This is a genomic window from Pseudomonas sp. NPDC089408 (genome assembly GCF_044749445.1).
Lineage (GTDB): Bacteria > Pseudomonadota > Gammaproteobacteria > Pseudomonadales > Pseudomonadaceae > Aquipseudomonas.
Genome location: NZ_JBIVHY010000008.1, coordinates 77673 through 92524, shown reverse-complemented (window position 1 = coordinate 92524; position 14852 = coordinate 77673). Strand labels below are relative to the sequence as shown.

9 protein-coding genes are annotated in these 14852 nt (G+C 63.5%); 3 read left to right on the top strand and 6 right to left on the bottom strand.

Annotated elements, in window-relative coordinates:
* Positions 1-389: 389 nt before the first annotated feature.
* Positions 390-965, bottom strand: coding sequence for an ANTAR domain-containing response regulator (locus ACIP02_RS15265; protein ID WP_400617601.1), 576 nt, complete (start codon positions 963-965; stop codon positions 390-392).
* 10 nt (positions 966-975) lie between these two features.
* Positions 976-2190 carry a CmpA/NrtA family ABC transporter substrate-binding protein gene (locus ACIP02_RS15260; protein WP_400617600.1) on the bottom strand — a complete coding sequence of 405 codons (1215 nt, stop codon included), beginning with the start codon at positions 2188-2190 and terminating at the stop codon, positions 976-978.
* Positions 2191-2328: 138 nt separating this feature from the next.
* On the opposite strand from ACIP02_RS15260, the gene ACIP02_RS15255 reads away from it, so the two are divergent.
* The gene (locus ACIP02_RS15255) at positions 2329-3351 is read left to right on the top strand and encodes a quinone-dependent dihydroorotate dehydrogenase (RefSeq protein WP_400617599.1); all 1023 of its coding nucleotides are present in this window, start codon (positions 2329-2331) and stop codon (positions 3349-3351) included.
* Positions 3352-3547: 196 nt separating this feature from the next.
* Here ACIP02_RS15255 and rmf read toward each other — a convergent pair whose 3' ends face one another.
* Entirely contained in the window at positions 3548-3763 is a 216-nt protein-coding gene (gene rmf, locus ACIP02_RS15250) for a ribosome modulation factor (protein ID WP_003248687.1), read from the bottom strand.
* A 561-nt stretch (positions 3764-4324) separates the two neighbouring features.
* Between rmf and rlmKL the strand changes: the two genes are divergently transcribed.
* Positions 4325-6517 (top strand): bifunctional 23S rRNA (guanine(2069)-N(7))-methyltransferase RlmK/23S rRNA (guanine(2445)-N(2))-methyltransferase RlmL, encoded by a 2193-nt coding sequence (gene rlmKL, locus ACIP02_RS15245; protein ID WP_400617598.1) that lies wholly within the window; start codon positions 4325-4327, stop codon positions 6515-6517.
* Between the two features lie 94 nt (positions 6518-6611).
* Positions 6612-9002, top strand: coding sequence for a diguanylate cyclase (locus tag ACIP02_RS15240; protein WP_400617597.1), 2391 nt, complete (start codon positions 6612-6614; stop codon positions 9000-9002).
* Positions 9003-9186: 184 nt separating this feature from the next.
* Here the strand turns inward: ACIP02_RS15240 and dacB are convergent, their stop codons facing one another.
* From dacB to ACIP02_RS15225, 3 genes are all read right to left on the bottom strand, one after another.
* Complete coding sequence (gene dacB / locus ACIP02_RS15235; protein WP_400617596.1) at positions 9187-10644, bottom strand: D-alanyl-D-alanine carboxypeptidase/D-alanyl-D-alanine-endopeptidase; 1458 nt, start codon at positions 10642-10644, stop codon at positions 9187-9189.
* 187 nt (positions 10645-10831) lie between these two features.
* Complete coding sequence (locus tag ACIP02_RS15230; RefSeq protein ID WP_201207123.1) at positions 10832-11176, bottom strand: YggL family protein; 345 nt, start codon at positions 11174-11176, stop codon at positions 10832-10834.
* A gap of 41 nt (positions 11177-11217) precedes the next feature.
* Positions 11218-14850 (bottom strand): ATP-binding protein, encoded by a 3633-nt coding sequence (locus ACIP02_RS15225; protein WP_400617595.1) that lies wholly within the window; start codon positions 14848-14850, stop codon positions 11218-11220.
* Positions 14851-14852: the final 2 nt, after the last annotated feature.

Below are 14852 nucleotides of genomic sequence, written 5' to 3'. Positions count from 1 at the left end.
CCACGGAAGGTGGAGGGGAGAGCGACGTCTTTGTCGGGATTAAGTGGGGCAACCGCCGTTGGCTACCGGTGAGGTTTGCTCAGCAAGAGATGGGCCAACTGTGGGCTGGGGCTGGCTTGAGATTTTCAGCGCCTGTGCGATCGAGCGCCGCCCGCGCGGCGCTTCGCGGGGCAAGCCCGCTCCCACATTTGTTTCGGGCCAGTTATGCCTGCGCCATTGGCGCGCGACCCTTTGGCGTGCTCCTCGATATCGTGTCGGACCAACAAGGCGGTTTCGCGCTGGCATAGGCGATACTGGCCCGAAACAAATGTGGGAGCGGGCTTGCCCCGCGAAGCGCCGCGCGGGCGGCGCTCGATCTCACAGGCGCTGAAAATGCCATGGCTAGCCCATCACCCCAGCATCTCGTGCATGGCAATGATCTGCTCGGCCACCTGGATCAGCTTCTGCTGGCGGCTCATGGCCTGGCGGCGCATCAGGGTGTAGGCCTGCTCTTCATTGCAATCCTTCATTTTCATAAGCAGGCCCTTGGCTTGCTCGATGCGCTTACGTTCGGCCAGTTGCAGGTCGCGCGCCACTAGTTGCGCCTTCAGCGCCTGGTCACTTTCGAAGCGGGCCATGGCCACATCCAGAATCGGCTGCAGCCGCGCTGCATGGATGCCCTCGACGATATAGGCGCTGACGCCGGCCTGGATCGCCTGGCGCATTACCCCGGGGTCGTGCTCATCGGTGAACAGCACGATGGGGCGTGGCTGGTCACGGCTGACCAGCACCACCTGTTCCATCACATCGCGGTCCGGTGAGTCGGTATCGATCAGCACCACATCCGGGCGCACCGTTTCGACGCAGGCGGGCAGGTCGATGGTCAGGCCTGGGGCTTCGGTGACCTCGAAGCCGGCCTCGATCAAGGCTGCCTTGAGGCGCCCGAGTTTACGTTGGGTGTCGTCGATCAGCAGGATGCGCAACATGTTCGTTCCCTCACGCGCCAACACGGGCATCGGGCAGTTCGCCCAGCGCATGCAGGCTGAAGCTGCGGGCATAGCCATAAGGGTCGCTGCCGTCCCAGCGGGTGCCGTCGATCAGCAGGCTGCTGCGCATCGGTTGTTCAGGGCACGGCACGCCCAGGCTCTGCGCTGCCTCGCGGTACAGCACCAGTTGCTGGACCTGGCGGGCCACGCCGAGATAATCCGGGTCTTCGCGCAGCAGGCCCCAGCGGCGGAACTGGGTCATGAACCACATGCCGTCGGACAGGTACGGCAGGTTGGCCCGGCCATGGTCGTAAAGGCGCAGGGCATGCGGGTCTTGCCAATGGTTGCCCAGGCCGTCCTGGTAGTGGCCGAGCAGGCGGGGCTCGATGCTGTCCAGCGTGGTGTCCAGGTACGCGCTGCCGCTGAGCAGTTGCGCAGTGCTGCGGCGGTTTTCCGGGCTTTGCTCGATGAACCGGCTGGCGGCGAGGATCGCCTTGATCAGCGCGCGAGCGCTGTTGGGGTATTGCTCGGCAAAGGCACGGCCGCAGGCCAGGACTTTTTCCGGGTGGTCCGGCCAGATCGACTGGCTGGTGGCCAGGGTGAAGCCTTGGCCTTTGCCCGCGGCATCGGCTGCCCAGGGCTCGCCGACACAAAAGCCGTCAATGCGCCCGGCCTGGATGTGTGCGGCCATCTGTGCAGGCGGTACCACTACGCTGTCGACGTCGCGCAGCGGGTGGATGCCCTGGCTGGCCAGCCAGTAATTCAGCCACATGGCGTGGGTGCCGGTGGGGAAGGTCTGGGCGAACGTCAAGCGTGCGCCGTGCTGGTGCACCAACCGCGCCAGTGCTTCAGGGTTGGTCACGCCCTTGCGTTGCAGGGCCGGGGACAGGTTGATGGCCTGGGCGTTCTGGTTAAGGCCCATGAGCACGGCCATGTCGCTGGCAGGGACGCCACCGATGCCCAGGTGCACGGCGTAGACCAGGCCATACAGGCAATGCGCGGCATCCAGTTCGCCACTGACCAGTTTGTCGCGCAGCCCGGCCCACGAGCCCTGGCGCTTGAGGTTCAAGGTAAGGCCGTGCTGCTGGGCGAAACCTTGAGTGGCGGCAACAACCACCGAGGCGCAGTCGGTCAGGGCCATGAAGCCGATGTCGAGGCTGGGCTTTTCGGGTGCGTCGCTGCCGTTTACCCAGGCCAGGGGCGTTGCTCGGGGTACAGTGTTCACAAGGTTCCTCGCCCGTACTGATAAGGCTGTGGGCTGAACCGGTGCAACCGATGTGCCAAGCGCGCCCACGATTTACTGTCCTGCCGGCCCCGCGCTGGCTATAATCGCCCCCTCACTCACCCTGAGCCTTGCCCGCCCATGTATACCCTGGCCCGCCAGCTGCTGTTCAAGCTTTCCCCGGAAACTTCCCACGACCTGTCCCTGGACCTGATCGGCGCCGGTGGCCGTCTCGGCCTCAATGGCATGCTGTGCAAGCAACCGGCGGCATTGCCGGTTTCGGTCATGGGCTTGAACTTCGCCAACCCGGTGGGCCTGGCCGCTGGCCTGGACAAGAATGGCGCAGCCATCGACGGCTTCGCCCAACTGGGCTTCGGGTTTGTCGAGATCGGCACGGTCACCCCGCGTCCGCAACCGGGCAACCCCAAGCCACGCTTGTTCCGCCTGCCCGAAGCCACGGCCATCATCAACCGCATGGGCTTCAACAACCAAGGCGTCGATCACCTGCTCGGCCGTGTGCGCGCTTCGCGCTACAACGGCGTACTGGGCATCAACATCGGCAAGAACTTCGACACCCCGGTCGAGCGCGCCGTCGATGACTACCTGGTCTGCCTGGACAAGGTCTACACCGCCGCCAGCTACATCACCGTCAACGTCAGCTCGCCAAACACCCCTGGCCTGCGCAGCCTGCAGTTCGGTGACTCGCTCAAGCAACTGCTCGATGCCCTGGCCGAGCGCCGTGAGCAGTTGGCCGCAACCCATGGCAAGCGCGTGCCGCTGGCGATCAAGATTGCCCCGGACATGAGCGATGAAGAAACTGCCTTGGTGGCCGCTGCGCTGATGGAGTCAGGCATGGATGCGGTGATTGCCACCAACACCACGCTGGGCCGTGAGGGTGTCGAAGCGCTGCCGTTTGGTGGCGAGGCGGGCGGCCTGTCGGGCGCGCCGGTGCTGGAGAAGAGCACCCACATCGTCAAGGTGCTGGCCGGTGAGCTGGGTGGCAAGTTGCCGATCATTGCCGCCGGTGGCATTACCGAAGGCCGCCATGCTGCCGAGAAGATTGCGGCGGGGGCGAGCCTGGTACAGATTTATTCGGGCTTCATTTATAAGGGGCCGGCGCTGATTCGCGAGGCGGTGGATGCTATCGCTGCTATGCCGCGGTAAACCTGACAGGACCATTCGCGGGTAAACCCGCTCCCACAGAGGAAGTAGGTAGTTGTAGGAGCGGGTTTACCCGCGAATAGGCCAGTGCAGTTGACGAAATTTTCCAGGCATAAAAAGGGCCCCTTCAAGGGGCCCCTGGGCCTTCGCCCGCCGCCCGGATAGGGCGTGCATGGTAAATCGAATTCAGTGTCCTCGATCAGCCAACGGCGTGATTTTCGTTGAGTCTATGGATGCCAGCGGTGCCAGTCATTCCGTCCCAGTTATCACCGCGACCTTCGCGCCAGCCGTTAATCCAGGCTTGGCGAACAGAAGGAAGATTGAACGGGCAAAGTTCGCGGGATTTGCCGGTGACCCCGTATTGGTAGCCACGTGAATATGCTCTTTCCAACGGATCACGCTTAAGTCTTCTCATAGGGTGTTGCCCTCACTTGTTGACTGTAATGTCCCGTCGGCCTCTCCGAGGCCGGGCAGAGTCTTTCTGCCGGTTTGCGCTCGCTGCCGGCGTGGCGAGCTGAAAGTGCCGCCTCGTTGCGAAGCGGCCTGAGACCAGTTCTATCGAATGCGAGTCACGGTGTGAATGATCGATTTGTCATAAGGGCGTAACGTTTGTGAGGGTGAGGGGATAAGTAAATAAATGCGACTCAACCTTGTTTGACCCTGAGGCCGCTATGATCGGGGTTTGCCGATCATTGACGTCATTTCGCCAGCGTTGCCGGTGAGTGAAAGAAATAATTTGAAATGCGACGAAGGGTCACATCGTCCCCGGCATCGCCAGAATTTTTAGTACTGCCTGATGATCTAAGCTGTCTTTGCCACCCGGCCAAGCGCAGATCGGTCAGGTGGCCCGGCCTCTTGCGGCACATGGGTGTGCCGCAAATCGCCACCCGCACGCCTGCTGGAAAGGGGTGCGGGCAAACATCGCGGGGCGATGCGTCGCCTCGTCAGTCAAATAGCCCAAGGCTCTGGAATACTCATGTCGGACCGTTTCGAACTTTACCTCACCTGCCCCAAAGGCCTTGAAGGCCTGCTTGCCGAAGAGGCCAAGGGCCTTGGCCTTGACGAAGTGCGTGAGCACACATCGGCCATTCGCGGCGAAGCCGACATGGAAACCGCCTACCGCCTGTGCGTCTGGTCGCGCCTGGCTAACCGCGTACTGCTGGTGCTCAAGCGCTTCTCCATGAAGAACGCCGATGACCTGTACGACGGTGTCAATGCCGTCGACTGGGCCGACCACCTGGCGGCCGATGGCACCCTGGCCGTGGAGTTCAGCGGCCATGGCTCGGGCATCGACAACACCCATTTCGGCGCCTTGAAGGTCAAGGATGCGATCGTCGACAAGCTGCGCAACCGCGAAGGCCTGCGCCCGTCGGTGGAAAAAATCGACCCTGACGTGCGCGTGCACCTGCGCCTGGACCGTGGCGAGGCGATCCTCTCGCTCGACCTGTCCGGGCATAGCCTGCACCAGCGTGGCTACCGCCTGCAGCAAGGCGCTGCGCCGCTGAAGGAAAACCTCGCGGCAGCCGTGCTGATCCGCGCTGGCTGGCCTCGCATTGCCGCTGAAGGTGGCGCGCTGGCCGACCCGATGTGCGGTGTGGGTACCTTCCTGGTAGAAGCGGCAATGATCGCCGCCGATATTGCGCCCAACCTCAAGCGTGAACGCTGGGGCTTCAGCGCCTGGCTGGGCCATGTGCCAGCCCTGTGGCGCAAGGTGCACGACGAGGCGCAGGCGCGCGCGCAGGCCGGCCTGGCCAAGCCACCGCTGTGGATCCGTGGCTACGAAGCCGACCCACGGCTGATCCAGCCAGGCCGCAACAACGTCGAGCGAGCCGGCCTGGGTGACTGGGTGAAGATCTACCAGGGCGAGGTCAGCACCTTCGAGCCGCGCCCGGACCAGAACCAGAAAGGCCTGGTCATCAGCAACCCGCCGTACGGCGAGCGCCTGGGTGACGAAGCCAGCCTGCTGTACCTCTACCAGAACCTTGGCGAGCGCCTGCGCCAGGCCTGCATGGGTTGGGAGGCGGCGGTGTTCACCGGCGCGCCTCAACTGGGCAAGCGCATGGGCATCCGCAGCCACAAGCAATACGCATTCTGGAACGGCGCGTTGCCCTGCAAGCTGCTGCTGTTCAAGGTACAGCCAGACCAGTTCGTGACCGGTGAGCGTCGCGAAGCCCAGGCTGACAATGCCGAAGTCCGCCAGCAAGTGTCAGCGGCCAGCGAACCGGCGCGCCTGTCGGAAGGTGCGCAGATGTTTGCCAACCGCCTGCAGAAGAACCTCAAGCAACTGGGCAAATGGGCCCGGCGCGAGCAGATTGATTGCTACCGGCTGTACGACGCCGACATGCCCGAATATGCCCTGGCGGTTGACCTCTATCAGGATTGGGTTCACGTACAGGAGTACGCAGCTCCCCGTTCGATCGACCCGGAGAAGGCCCAGGCGCGTCTGCTCGATGCGCTGGCAGCCATCCCGCAGGCACTGGGCATTTCCCCTCAGCGCGTGGTGCTCAAGCGCCGCGAGCGTCAGAGCGGTACCCGCCAGTACGAACGCCAGGCTACTGAGGGACGCTTCCAGGAGGTGAACGAAGGCGGCGTCAAGCTGCTGGTCAACCTCACCGACTACCTCGACACCGGTCTGTTCCTGGACCACCGCCCGATGCGCATGCGCATCCAGCGCGAGGCTGCCGGCAAGCACTTCCTCAACCTGTTCTGCTACACCGCCACGGCCACCGTGCATGCAGCCAAGGGCGGCGCCCGCAGCACCACCAGTGTCGACCTGTCGAAAACCTACCTGGACTGGGCACGGCGCAACCTGGCGCTGAATGGCTTCTCCGAGCGCAACCGCCTGGAGCAGGGCGATGTGATGGCCTGGCTGGAAGCCTGCCGCGAAAGCTACGAGCTGATCTTCATCGACCCGCCAACCTTCTCCAATTCCAAGCGCATGGAAGGTGTGTTCGACGTGCAGCGTGACCACGTGCAGTTGCTGGACCTGGCCATGGCCCGCCTGGCACCCGGTGGTGTGCTGTACTTCTCCAACAACTTCCGCAAGTTCCAGCTGGACGAACACCTGATGACGCGTTACGCGGTGGAAGAAATCACGGCCCAGACCCTGGACCCGGACTTCGCCCGTAACAATCGCATCCACCGTGCCTGGCGTCTGCAATTGCGCTGAGGCGACGAGGTACATTGCACGGCTAATGGCCAATAGCTATAACTGAGTGCAGGGCAAGATAATCCGCAGGACGCTGACGTGACGAGATGGGTGTATGTCAAAGTGTGGCGTGCGTGCGGGGTTACTTGGCCTGCGTACAGAGGCGGTGTCCGCCTGGGCGATGGCGTTGGTTGCATTGGTGGCGGGCGGCCTGTTGACAGCCGCCTTGGCACTGGCCGCGCAAACCTTCTACAAGCAGCAGTTGCGCCAGCGCTTCGAGCTGCTGGCCAGCGAGCGCTTCAGCCGAATAGCCGAGCGCTTTGACGAACAGCAGCAGCGCCTGGACGGGCTGCGGCGGTTTTTCAGCTTTTCCAACGACATTACCCCCCGCGAATTCGACGGTTACGCTCGGCCATTGCTGCAGCGTACCCTGGCCTATGCCTGGGCGCCGCGCGTCGAGGCTGCACAGCGTGCCGAGTTCGAACGCCAGGCCAGTGTCCATTCCGGCCCGGGCTATGTGATTCGCGATCAGGATGAGCTTGGCCAATGGCAGCGTGCGCCGTTGCGCGACCATTATTTTCCCGTGCTGTATACCCAGTCCGGCGAATCGCCTGGGCTGCCGTATGGCCTTGACCTGGCTGGCCAGGGCGCGCCGCAGGCGGCGCTCGCGCGGGCGCTGGGGCCGGGCAGTATGGCCGTGTCCGAACCGCTGGCCATGTTCGATAGCCACTCGGGCGCGCGCGGCCTGCTGATGGTGGCGCCGGTGTTTTCCGATGCCAACCCCAATGGCGCAGCGGCGGGTTATGTGTTGGCCTTGTTGAGCCTGCGGCAGCTGGTCAGTGACGGTCGGCCGGTCGCGGCGGATGACAACCTGGTGGTGCGCATTGTCGATCCCTCGGGGCTGCATGGCCCTGAAGTGATGTTCGATTCGCAGAACCCGGTCGCGCCGTTGGCGCTGGCCAGCCATCAGCTGTTGCACCTGGCCGACCACCCTTTCCAGCTGAGTATCCAGCCGAGCCTGGCCTTCGTGCAGGCCAACCGTTCTTCGGCGGTGCAGGCGGTGAGCTTGCTGGGGGGCTTGTTGAGCGTGCTGCTCAGCGTGCTGTTGTACAGCCTGTTCAGCCAGCGCCAACGTGCCCTGGCCCTGGTCGAGCAGCGTACTGCCGAGCTGCAAGTCAGCGAACAGTCGCTGCGTGGCACCCACAACCAGTTGCGCAGCGTGCTGGATGCCGCGACCCAGGTGGCGATCATCGCCACCAACCTCAAAGGGGTGATCAGCACCTTCAACGCCGGCGCCGAACGCATGCTCGGTTACCCGGCCAGCGAGGCGATTGGCCAGTTGCACCTTGAACACCTGGTGCTGCCCGAAGAGCTGAACCTGCGCGCCCATGCCTTGAGCGTGCGCTTTGGACGGCCCATTGCCGGCGGCCAGGCGATGTTTGCCGAAACGGTGCAGGAGCAAGGTGCCGAGCCCGGTGAGTGGACCTTGCTGCGCGCCGATGGCAGCCAACTGGTGGCCAACATGCTGGTCACTGCCATGCTCGACGAGCAGGGGTTGTGGGTAGGTTACCTGGCCATCTGCATTGATGTTACCGAGCGGCGCCGGGTGCATGAAGCCTTGGCGGCGCGTGACCGTTTGCTGGAGAAACTCAGTGCCGAGGTGCCGGGTGGCATTTACCAGTATCGCCTGGATGCCAACGGCCATTCGTGTTTCCCGTATGCCAGCATGGGGCTGTACGACATCTACGAAGTCGACCTGCAGCAGCTGCGTAAGGATGCCACGGTGGTGTTCGAACGTATTCACCCTGATGACCTGGAGCGCGTGCGCCGCTCGGTGCGCTACTCGGCCGAGCACTTGTCGCCGTGGCGTGAGGAGTACCGGGTCTGCCTGCCGCGGGCCGGGCTGCGTTGGGTACGTGGCGAGGCAACGCCGGAAGTGGGTGAGCAGGGCTGCACGCTGTGGCACGGCTATCTGACCGACATCTCCGACCTCAAGGGGGTGGAGGAAGAGTTGCGGGCGCTGTCGGTGACCGACTCGCTGACCGGTATCCATAACCGTCGCTACTTCCAGGAGCGGCTCAAGGTCGAACTGGAGCGGGCCCAGCGCGATGGCCAGGCACTGGCGGTGATCATGCTCGACATCGACCATTTCAAGCGCATCAATGATCGCTTTGGCCATGCTGTCGGCGACCGGGTGCTGCGCAGCCTGTGCCAGCGCATCGGTCAGCGGTTGCGGCGCACCGATGTGTTCTGCCGGTTGGGCGGGGAAGAATTCATGGTGCTGTGCCCGGGCAGCGATGCCGAGCAGGCACGGCTGCTGGCGCTGGAATTGTGGCAAGGCGTGCGTAATGCGACGGTAGACGGCGTGGGCAAGGTGACGGCGAGTTTTGGTGTGGCCGGTTGGCGGCCGGGTGAGGGTGCTGATGCCCTGCTGTTACGCGCCGATGCCGGGGTGTATGCGGCCAAGCAGGCCGGGCGGGACCGGGTGGAGGGTGAGTCGGCCTGAAAGGGTGACTGTAGGGCGGCTCGGTCGGTGTAGGAGCGGCCTTGTGTCGCGATGGGCTGCGCAGCAGCCCTGGGATTTCAGCTTCGCAGCAAGAATTGCCGGGGCTGCTGCGCAGCCCATCGCGACACAAGGCCGCTCCTACACCGACCGCGTCAGCCGGTCATGTCGTGAAGGGGCGGTAAAATCAGTTAGCTGCAGTGCTACCTGCCAGCTTCGGCTGGCGATACAGGTCCAGCAGCACCTGGTCCAGCACCTGCGAGGCACCCCACGGTTTCGGGTCGTTGAGGATGGCCGCCACGGCCCAAGTGTGGCCGTTGCTGTCGCGGCTGAAACCTGCAATCGCCCGCACGGTGTTCAGTGTGCCGGTCTTGATATGCCCTTCACCGGTCATGGCCGTGCGCTTGAGGCGCTTGCGCATGGTGCCGTCCATGCCCACCAGCGGCATCGAGCTCATGAACTCGGCGGCGTAGGGGCTCTTCCAGGCGGCCTGCAGCATCTCGGCCATTTCCCGGGTGCTGACCCGTTCGGCACGTGACAGGCCAGAGCCGTTTTCCATCACCAGGTGCGGTGCGGTAATGCCCTTTTTCGCCAGCCACTGGCGCACCACGCGCTGGGCAGCACGGGCATCGTCGCCATCGGCATCGGTGCGGAACTGCGCGCCCAGGCTCAGGAACAACTGCTGGGCCATGGTGTTGTTGCTGTACTTGTTGATGTCGCGGATCACTTCCACCAGGTCAGGCGAGAAGGCGCGGGCCAGCAGGCGGGCACTCTTCGGCACATTCTCGATACGGTCGCCACCCTGGATGGTGCCGCCCAGCTCGTTCCAGATGGCACGCACGGCACCGGCAGCGTAGGTTGGGTGGTCAAGCAACGACAGGTACGTTTGCGAGTTGCAGCCGTCACCCAACTGGCCGCTGACCGTTACGCTGATACCGTCGCCCTGGGGCACCGGGTTGTAGCGCACGTCACCGGTGCACTGTTTCGACGCCACGGCCTTGACCTGGTTGTCGATGCGGATGCTGGCAATCGGCGGCTCGACCGCGATGGTGACCTTGCCGCCATCGTTGCGGGCCACGAAGCGCAGGGCCTTGAGGTTGACCAGCAGCGAGTCGGGCTTGACCAGGAAGGGCTTGTTGACGTCGCCGCCGTCGTCGTTGAACTGCGGCAGGTTGGGTTGCACGAAATGGCTGCGGTCCAGCACCAGGTCACCCGTGACGGTGCGCACGCCATTGGCGCGCAGGTCACGCATCAGCAGCCAGAGCTTTTCCATGTTCAGCTTCGGGTCGCCGCCACCCTTGAGGTACAGGTTGCCATTGAGCACGCCGTTGCTCAGGGTGCCGTCGGTGTAGAACTCGGTTTTCCACTGGAAGGTCGGGCCAAGCAGTTCGAGGGCCGCGTACGTGGTGACCAGTTTCATGGTCGAGGCCGGGTTCACCGAGACATCGGCATTGAACACGGTCGGGGTGCCGGGGCCGTCCAGCGGCAGCATGACCAGCGACAGCGCGGTGTCCTGCAGTTTGTTGGCCTTCAGTGCCTGCTGCACTTTGGCAGGCAGCGTGGTATTGACGGCGGCGGCGTGGCTGGGCAAGGCGAGTGGCAACAGCAGGCCGGCAAGCATGAGGGGACGAAGCGTTTTAATCATAGTGAGTAAGTACCCTGCAGCGAGGGAAAAGGGCTTTGGGGCTGTAAGAGATGATGGCCCCACGACGTAAAGAGTACGCATTATGCCCCAAGCGTAGCGACGATGCGCCACGTTCGACGGAAAAGCATCGCCAATAAAAAAGCCACCGCGAAGGGTGGCCTTTTCATCAATCAAACCGGGCTGGGTATTACTCAGCCTTGTTGATTGGCTTTTCCGGGTACCAGGCGTCCAGCAGCGGGCTGACTTCAACCTTGGTCAGTTCGCTGCGGCCTTTGAGCCAGGCTTCAACGGCGGCGCGCTGTTCTTCGCTGACCGAGCCGCGTTTGACCGAGCACACCAGGCCGTAATCGTCACCGCCTACATAGTCCAGGCCGTTGGCGTCCATGGCGTCTGCCAGGAACGCGTCGAGGAAAGCATCGATTGCCTGGTCATCCAGATCTTCCTTGAATTCCAGGTTCAGCTCGAAGCCCAATTCCTGAAACTCGTCGACACACAGCTTCTTGCGCAGACGACGGGAGCGGTTTGTGGCCATGAAACAATCCTCTTAGGTAATAACGCCGCGCAGTCTACCAGTTAACACGCCTGGCTGCCTGCCTGAGTATCGTTGCTGGTGGCCAGTTCCTTGGCCAGGGCGCGTTCCACTCGGCACATGTGCCGTGCCAGTGCCTGGCGCCGCAGGCGCACCTGGTCGGTGGACAGGCCGCCGACCTCAAGCGCTTCGCAGGCTGCCATCAGGCAGGGCGCCTCCAGCATGCGTGCGGCACTGAGCACCTTGTGAGCCTGATCGGCAATGGCACCGCTGTCATGCTGCGGATGCAGCGCCATCAGGTGGGTCAGGTCGGCCTGCAGGCTTTGCTGCAAGGCCTGCAGGAAACGCTGGCGATCGTCCGGGTCCGGCCCGACCACTGCGGCCAGGCCATCCAGTTGGTACAGCTTGCGTCGGGGGCGCAAACGGCGGCGCGGGCGAATGCCGGCCAGGCGCTGGCTGAGGGTACTGAGGCTGATAGGCTTGAGCAGGCAGTCGTCCATCCCGGCGCTCAGGCATTTGCGGTGTACCTCCGGCTGCGCGTTGGCGGTGTAGCCGAGGATGGTGCAGCGCGGCCGCTTGCCATGCCGTTCTTCGGCGCGCACGGCAGTGGCCAGCTGGTAACCATTCATGTGCGGCATGTTGCAGTCCAGTACCAGCACATCGAAGTCGCCGGCTCGCCAGACCGCCAGGCCCTCACGGCCGTCGGGGGCGCTGGCGTGTTTCAGGCCCAGGTAGCCAAGCTGTTGCGCCATTAATTGCAGGTTGGCCGGGTGGTCATCGATCACCAGTACGCTCAGGCGTGGGTCGGGCGCGTCGAGGCGCTCGGGCAGCGGTGTGGGTTGCTCAGCCGCATCGACCCGATGCAGTGGCATTTTCATGCGTACCTGGGTACCTACATCTTCCAGGCTCTTGATCGACAGGCTGCCACCCATCATCTCGCACAGGTTGCGGCAGATAGCCAGGCCCAGCCCTGTACCTGCGCGGGCACCCTGGCTGTGCGGGTTGGCCTGGATGAAGGGGTTGAACAGGCGCTGCAAGTCGTCGGCATGGATGCCAATGCCACTGTCGCGCACCTCCAGCTCCAGCACGGCGGGTGTGCTGGTACCCTCATCCAGCAGGCAGACGCAGATACGCACCTGGCCATGCTCGGTGAACTTGATGGCGTTGCTCACCAGGTTGGACAGCACCTGCTTGAACCGCAAGGGGTCGAGCAAGGCGTGGCAGCGCGCGGATGGGTCGATTGTAACCTCCAGGGCCAGACCTTTCTGGCGTGCCTGGCCATCGAAAATGCGCCCCACCGATTCGACCAGGGCAGCCAGGTCGACCACCTCCGGGGCCAGCGACAAGTGCCCGGACTCGATGCGCACGATATCGAGAATATCGCCGATCAGGCCTAGCAGGTCCTTGGCTGAATGGTGTGCCAGCTCCAGCGCGCCAGGGTCCACCCGGCCTTGGTCGGCATGCTTTACCGCCAGTTCGAGCATGCCGATCACGGCGTTCATCGGCGTGCGGATTTCGTGGCTGATGGTGGCCAGGAAGGTGCTCTTGGCCCGGTTGGCATCGTCGGCCTGCTGTTTGGCCTGGCGCAGCTCCATGACCAGTTGGCGGCGCTCGCTGATATCGATCCAGCCACCGATGATGCCCTGCACTTCGCCGAGCGAGTCGCGATAGGGCAGGATCCAGTGGTAGATGGTCAGCTCCCGGCCCTTGATTCGCAGCGGTCGGTCTTTGATCAGCGGCGAGCCTGCGGCCATGACCTGCAGGTAGTCGGCCTGGATTTGCCGGGTCTGTTCGCAGTCGGTGAACAGGCTGGCTTCCAGCTGTTTGCCGATAACCTCTTCGGAGCGGGCCTGCACGGCTTCCAGGTAGCTGTAGTTGCAACTTTTCAGGCAGCCTTCGCGGTCGCGTACGTACATCGGGTGGGGGGTGCCGTTGAGCAGGGCGCGCATGAATGCCAGTTGATCGTTCAGCGCGCGTTCGGCGCGCTGGCGCTGGCGAATCTGCAGCCGCAGCCGAGCGTTCCAGAGCAAAGCCAGTAGCAACAGCCCGGCTGTGCCCATCACCACTTGCAAGGCCAGGCGGCTGTAGCCCTTGGTGTTGTTGCCCTTGTGTTGGCCATACCCGCGCCAGCGGTTGTTGATCACCCCCAGCTCCTCCGGTGAAATGCTCAACAGGGCTTTGTCGAGGATCGACACCAGCGCCGACGACGCGGCGGTGGTAGCCATGGCGAAGGTGGCAGGTTCGCTGCCGACCGAAGCACGGATGACCAGTTCGCGGTTGTTTGCCAACGCGTAGTTGGCATCGATCAGGGTGGTGATGACTGCATCGACTGCGCCGCTGTTGAGCAATGCCATGGCATAGAACGCGCTTTCGGTTTCAACCCAGCCGACTTGCGGATATTCACGGGACAACATGGCGTCCATTGTGCTGTAACGGGTAATGGCAACGCGATGCCCCCCCAATGCTTCCAGAGAAACTGGCGCCTTGTCGTCCTTGCGGCTGACCAGCACATAGGCGCTTTCCAGATAAGGGCGGCTGAGTTGCAGGTCGTCCTCTGCCAGCCCGGTGCTGGTCAGCGCGGTGATGACATCGGTCCGGCCATCTTTCAGGCGGGCGATCATGTCGGCGATGCCGCTGGCATGTTGCACTTCGAAACGTAAACCGGTGCGCAGGCGTATGAGTTCGAGCAGATCGGCGGTAATGCCGCGAAAATGCCCCGAACCGTCGAAGAAGGATAACGGCGCCGCCGTGTCATCGATGGCCACACGCATGACCGGATGATCCAGGAGCCATTGTTCCTCGGCTTCGCTCAGTTGCAGTTTACGGTCGCTCAGCAACAGGTCGCTGCCTGCGCTCCAGCGTTTGAAGATACTGGAGCGCATGGCCGGGGTCTGGCTGTCGAGGATGCTGTTCACCAGCTCCAACAGCAGCGTGTCTTGTTGGCGCAGGGCAAAGCCGAAGCCGACGGCCTCGTGTTTGCCGAAGTGGGTCATGCGCAGGCGTGGCAGGTGGCCGCGGTTTAGCTGGTAGTGGGTTGAAATGGTATCGCCGATGAACACGTCGGCCTGGCCAAAGGCCACGGCATTCAGGGCCTGGCTGGTGGAGCCGAACGCCAGCAGTTCGGCCTTGGGGTAGGCGCCAAGCACTTCCTGTTTGGGCAGGTAGTGATAGAGCATGGCCAGGCGCAGGCCCTTCAAGCCGGTATCCAGTGGCCGGGTCTCGTCTTCACGGGTGACCAGCACGGGCTGGTCGACAGCATAGGGGTGTGACAAGGCCAAACCGTCGCTGGCTGCTTCGTAGCCATTGGCACTGCCCAGCAAGTCGATGTCACCGAGCCTCAGCGCCTCCACCGCTGCCTCTCGACTGGAGAAACGCAGCACCCGCACCGGCAACTGCAAGGCGTTGCCGACCATGTTTGCGTATTCGGCGGTCAGACCCTGATAGTCGCGGCCACCGCTGGTGATGTCGAACGGCGGGTAGTCGGGGGCGGATGTCCCCAGCACCAGCTCATCGCGGTTTTCGAGCCATTGCCGTTGCTCGTCGGTTAACAGGTAATGGGGCGGCCCGCTCGGAGATCGAGGAAGCAGGGTGAAGGATGAGGCCTCGTGCAGGGTAGCCCGTGCCACACTGCAGAACAGCAGCAGTGCGACGAACAGGTAGGCGATAGGGCGAGCCATGA

Excerpts from the sequence above, each read along its gene's own strand:
- ACIP02_RS15255 (WP_400617599.1), top strand. The coding sequence starts at position 2,329 with ATGTATACCCTGGCCCGCCAGCTGCTGTTCAAGCTTTCCCCGGAAACT.
- ACIP02_RS15265 (WP_400617601.1), bottom strand. The coding sequence starts at position 965 with ATGTTGCGCATCCTGCTGATCGACGACACCCAACGTAAACTCGGGCGC.
- rlmKL (WP_400617598.1), top strand. The coding sequence starts at position 4,325 with ATGTCGGACCGTTTCGAACTTTACCTCACCTGCCCCAAAGGCCTTGAA.
- ACIP02_RS15240 (WP_400617597.1), top strand. The coding sequence starts at position 6,612 with ATGTCAAAGTGTGGCGTGCGTGCGGGGTTACTTGGCCTGCGTACAGAG.
- dacB (WP_400617596.1), bottom strand. The coding sequence starts at position 10,644 with ATGATTAAAACGCTTCGTCCCCTCATGCTTGCCGGCCTGCTGTTGCCA.
- ACIP02_RS15225 (WP_400617595.1), bottom strand. The coding sequence starts at position 14,850 with ATGGCTCGCCCTATCGCCTACCTGTTCGTCGCACTGCTGCTGTTCTGC.
- ACIP02_RS15230 (WP_201207123.1), bottom strand. The coding sequence starts at position 11,176 with ATGGCCACAAACCGCTCCCGTCGTCTGCGCAAGAAGCTGTGTGTCGAC.
- rmf (WP_003248687.1), bottom strand. The coding sequence starts at position 3,763 with ATGAGAAGACTTAAGCGTGATCCGTTGGAAAGAGCATATTCACGTGGC.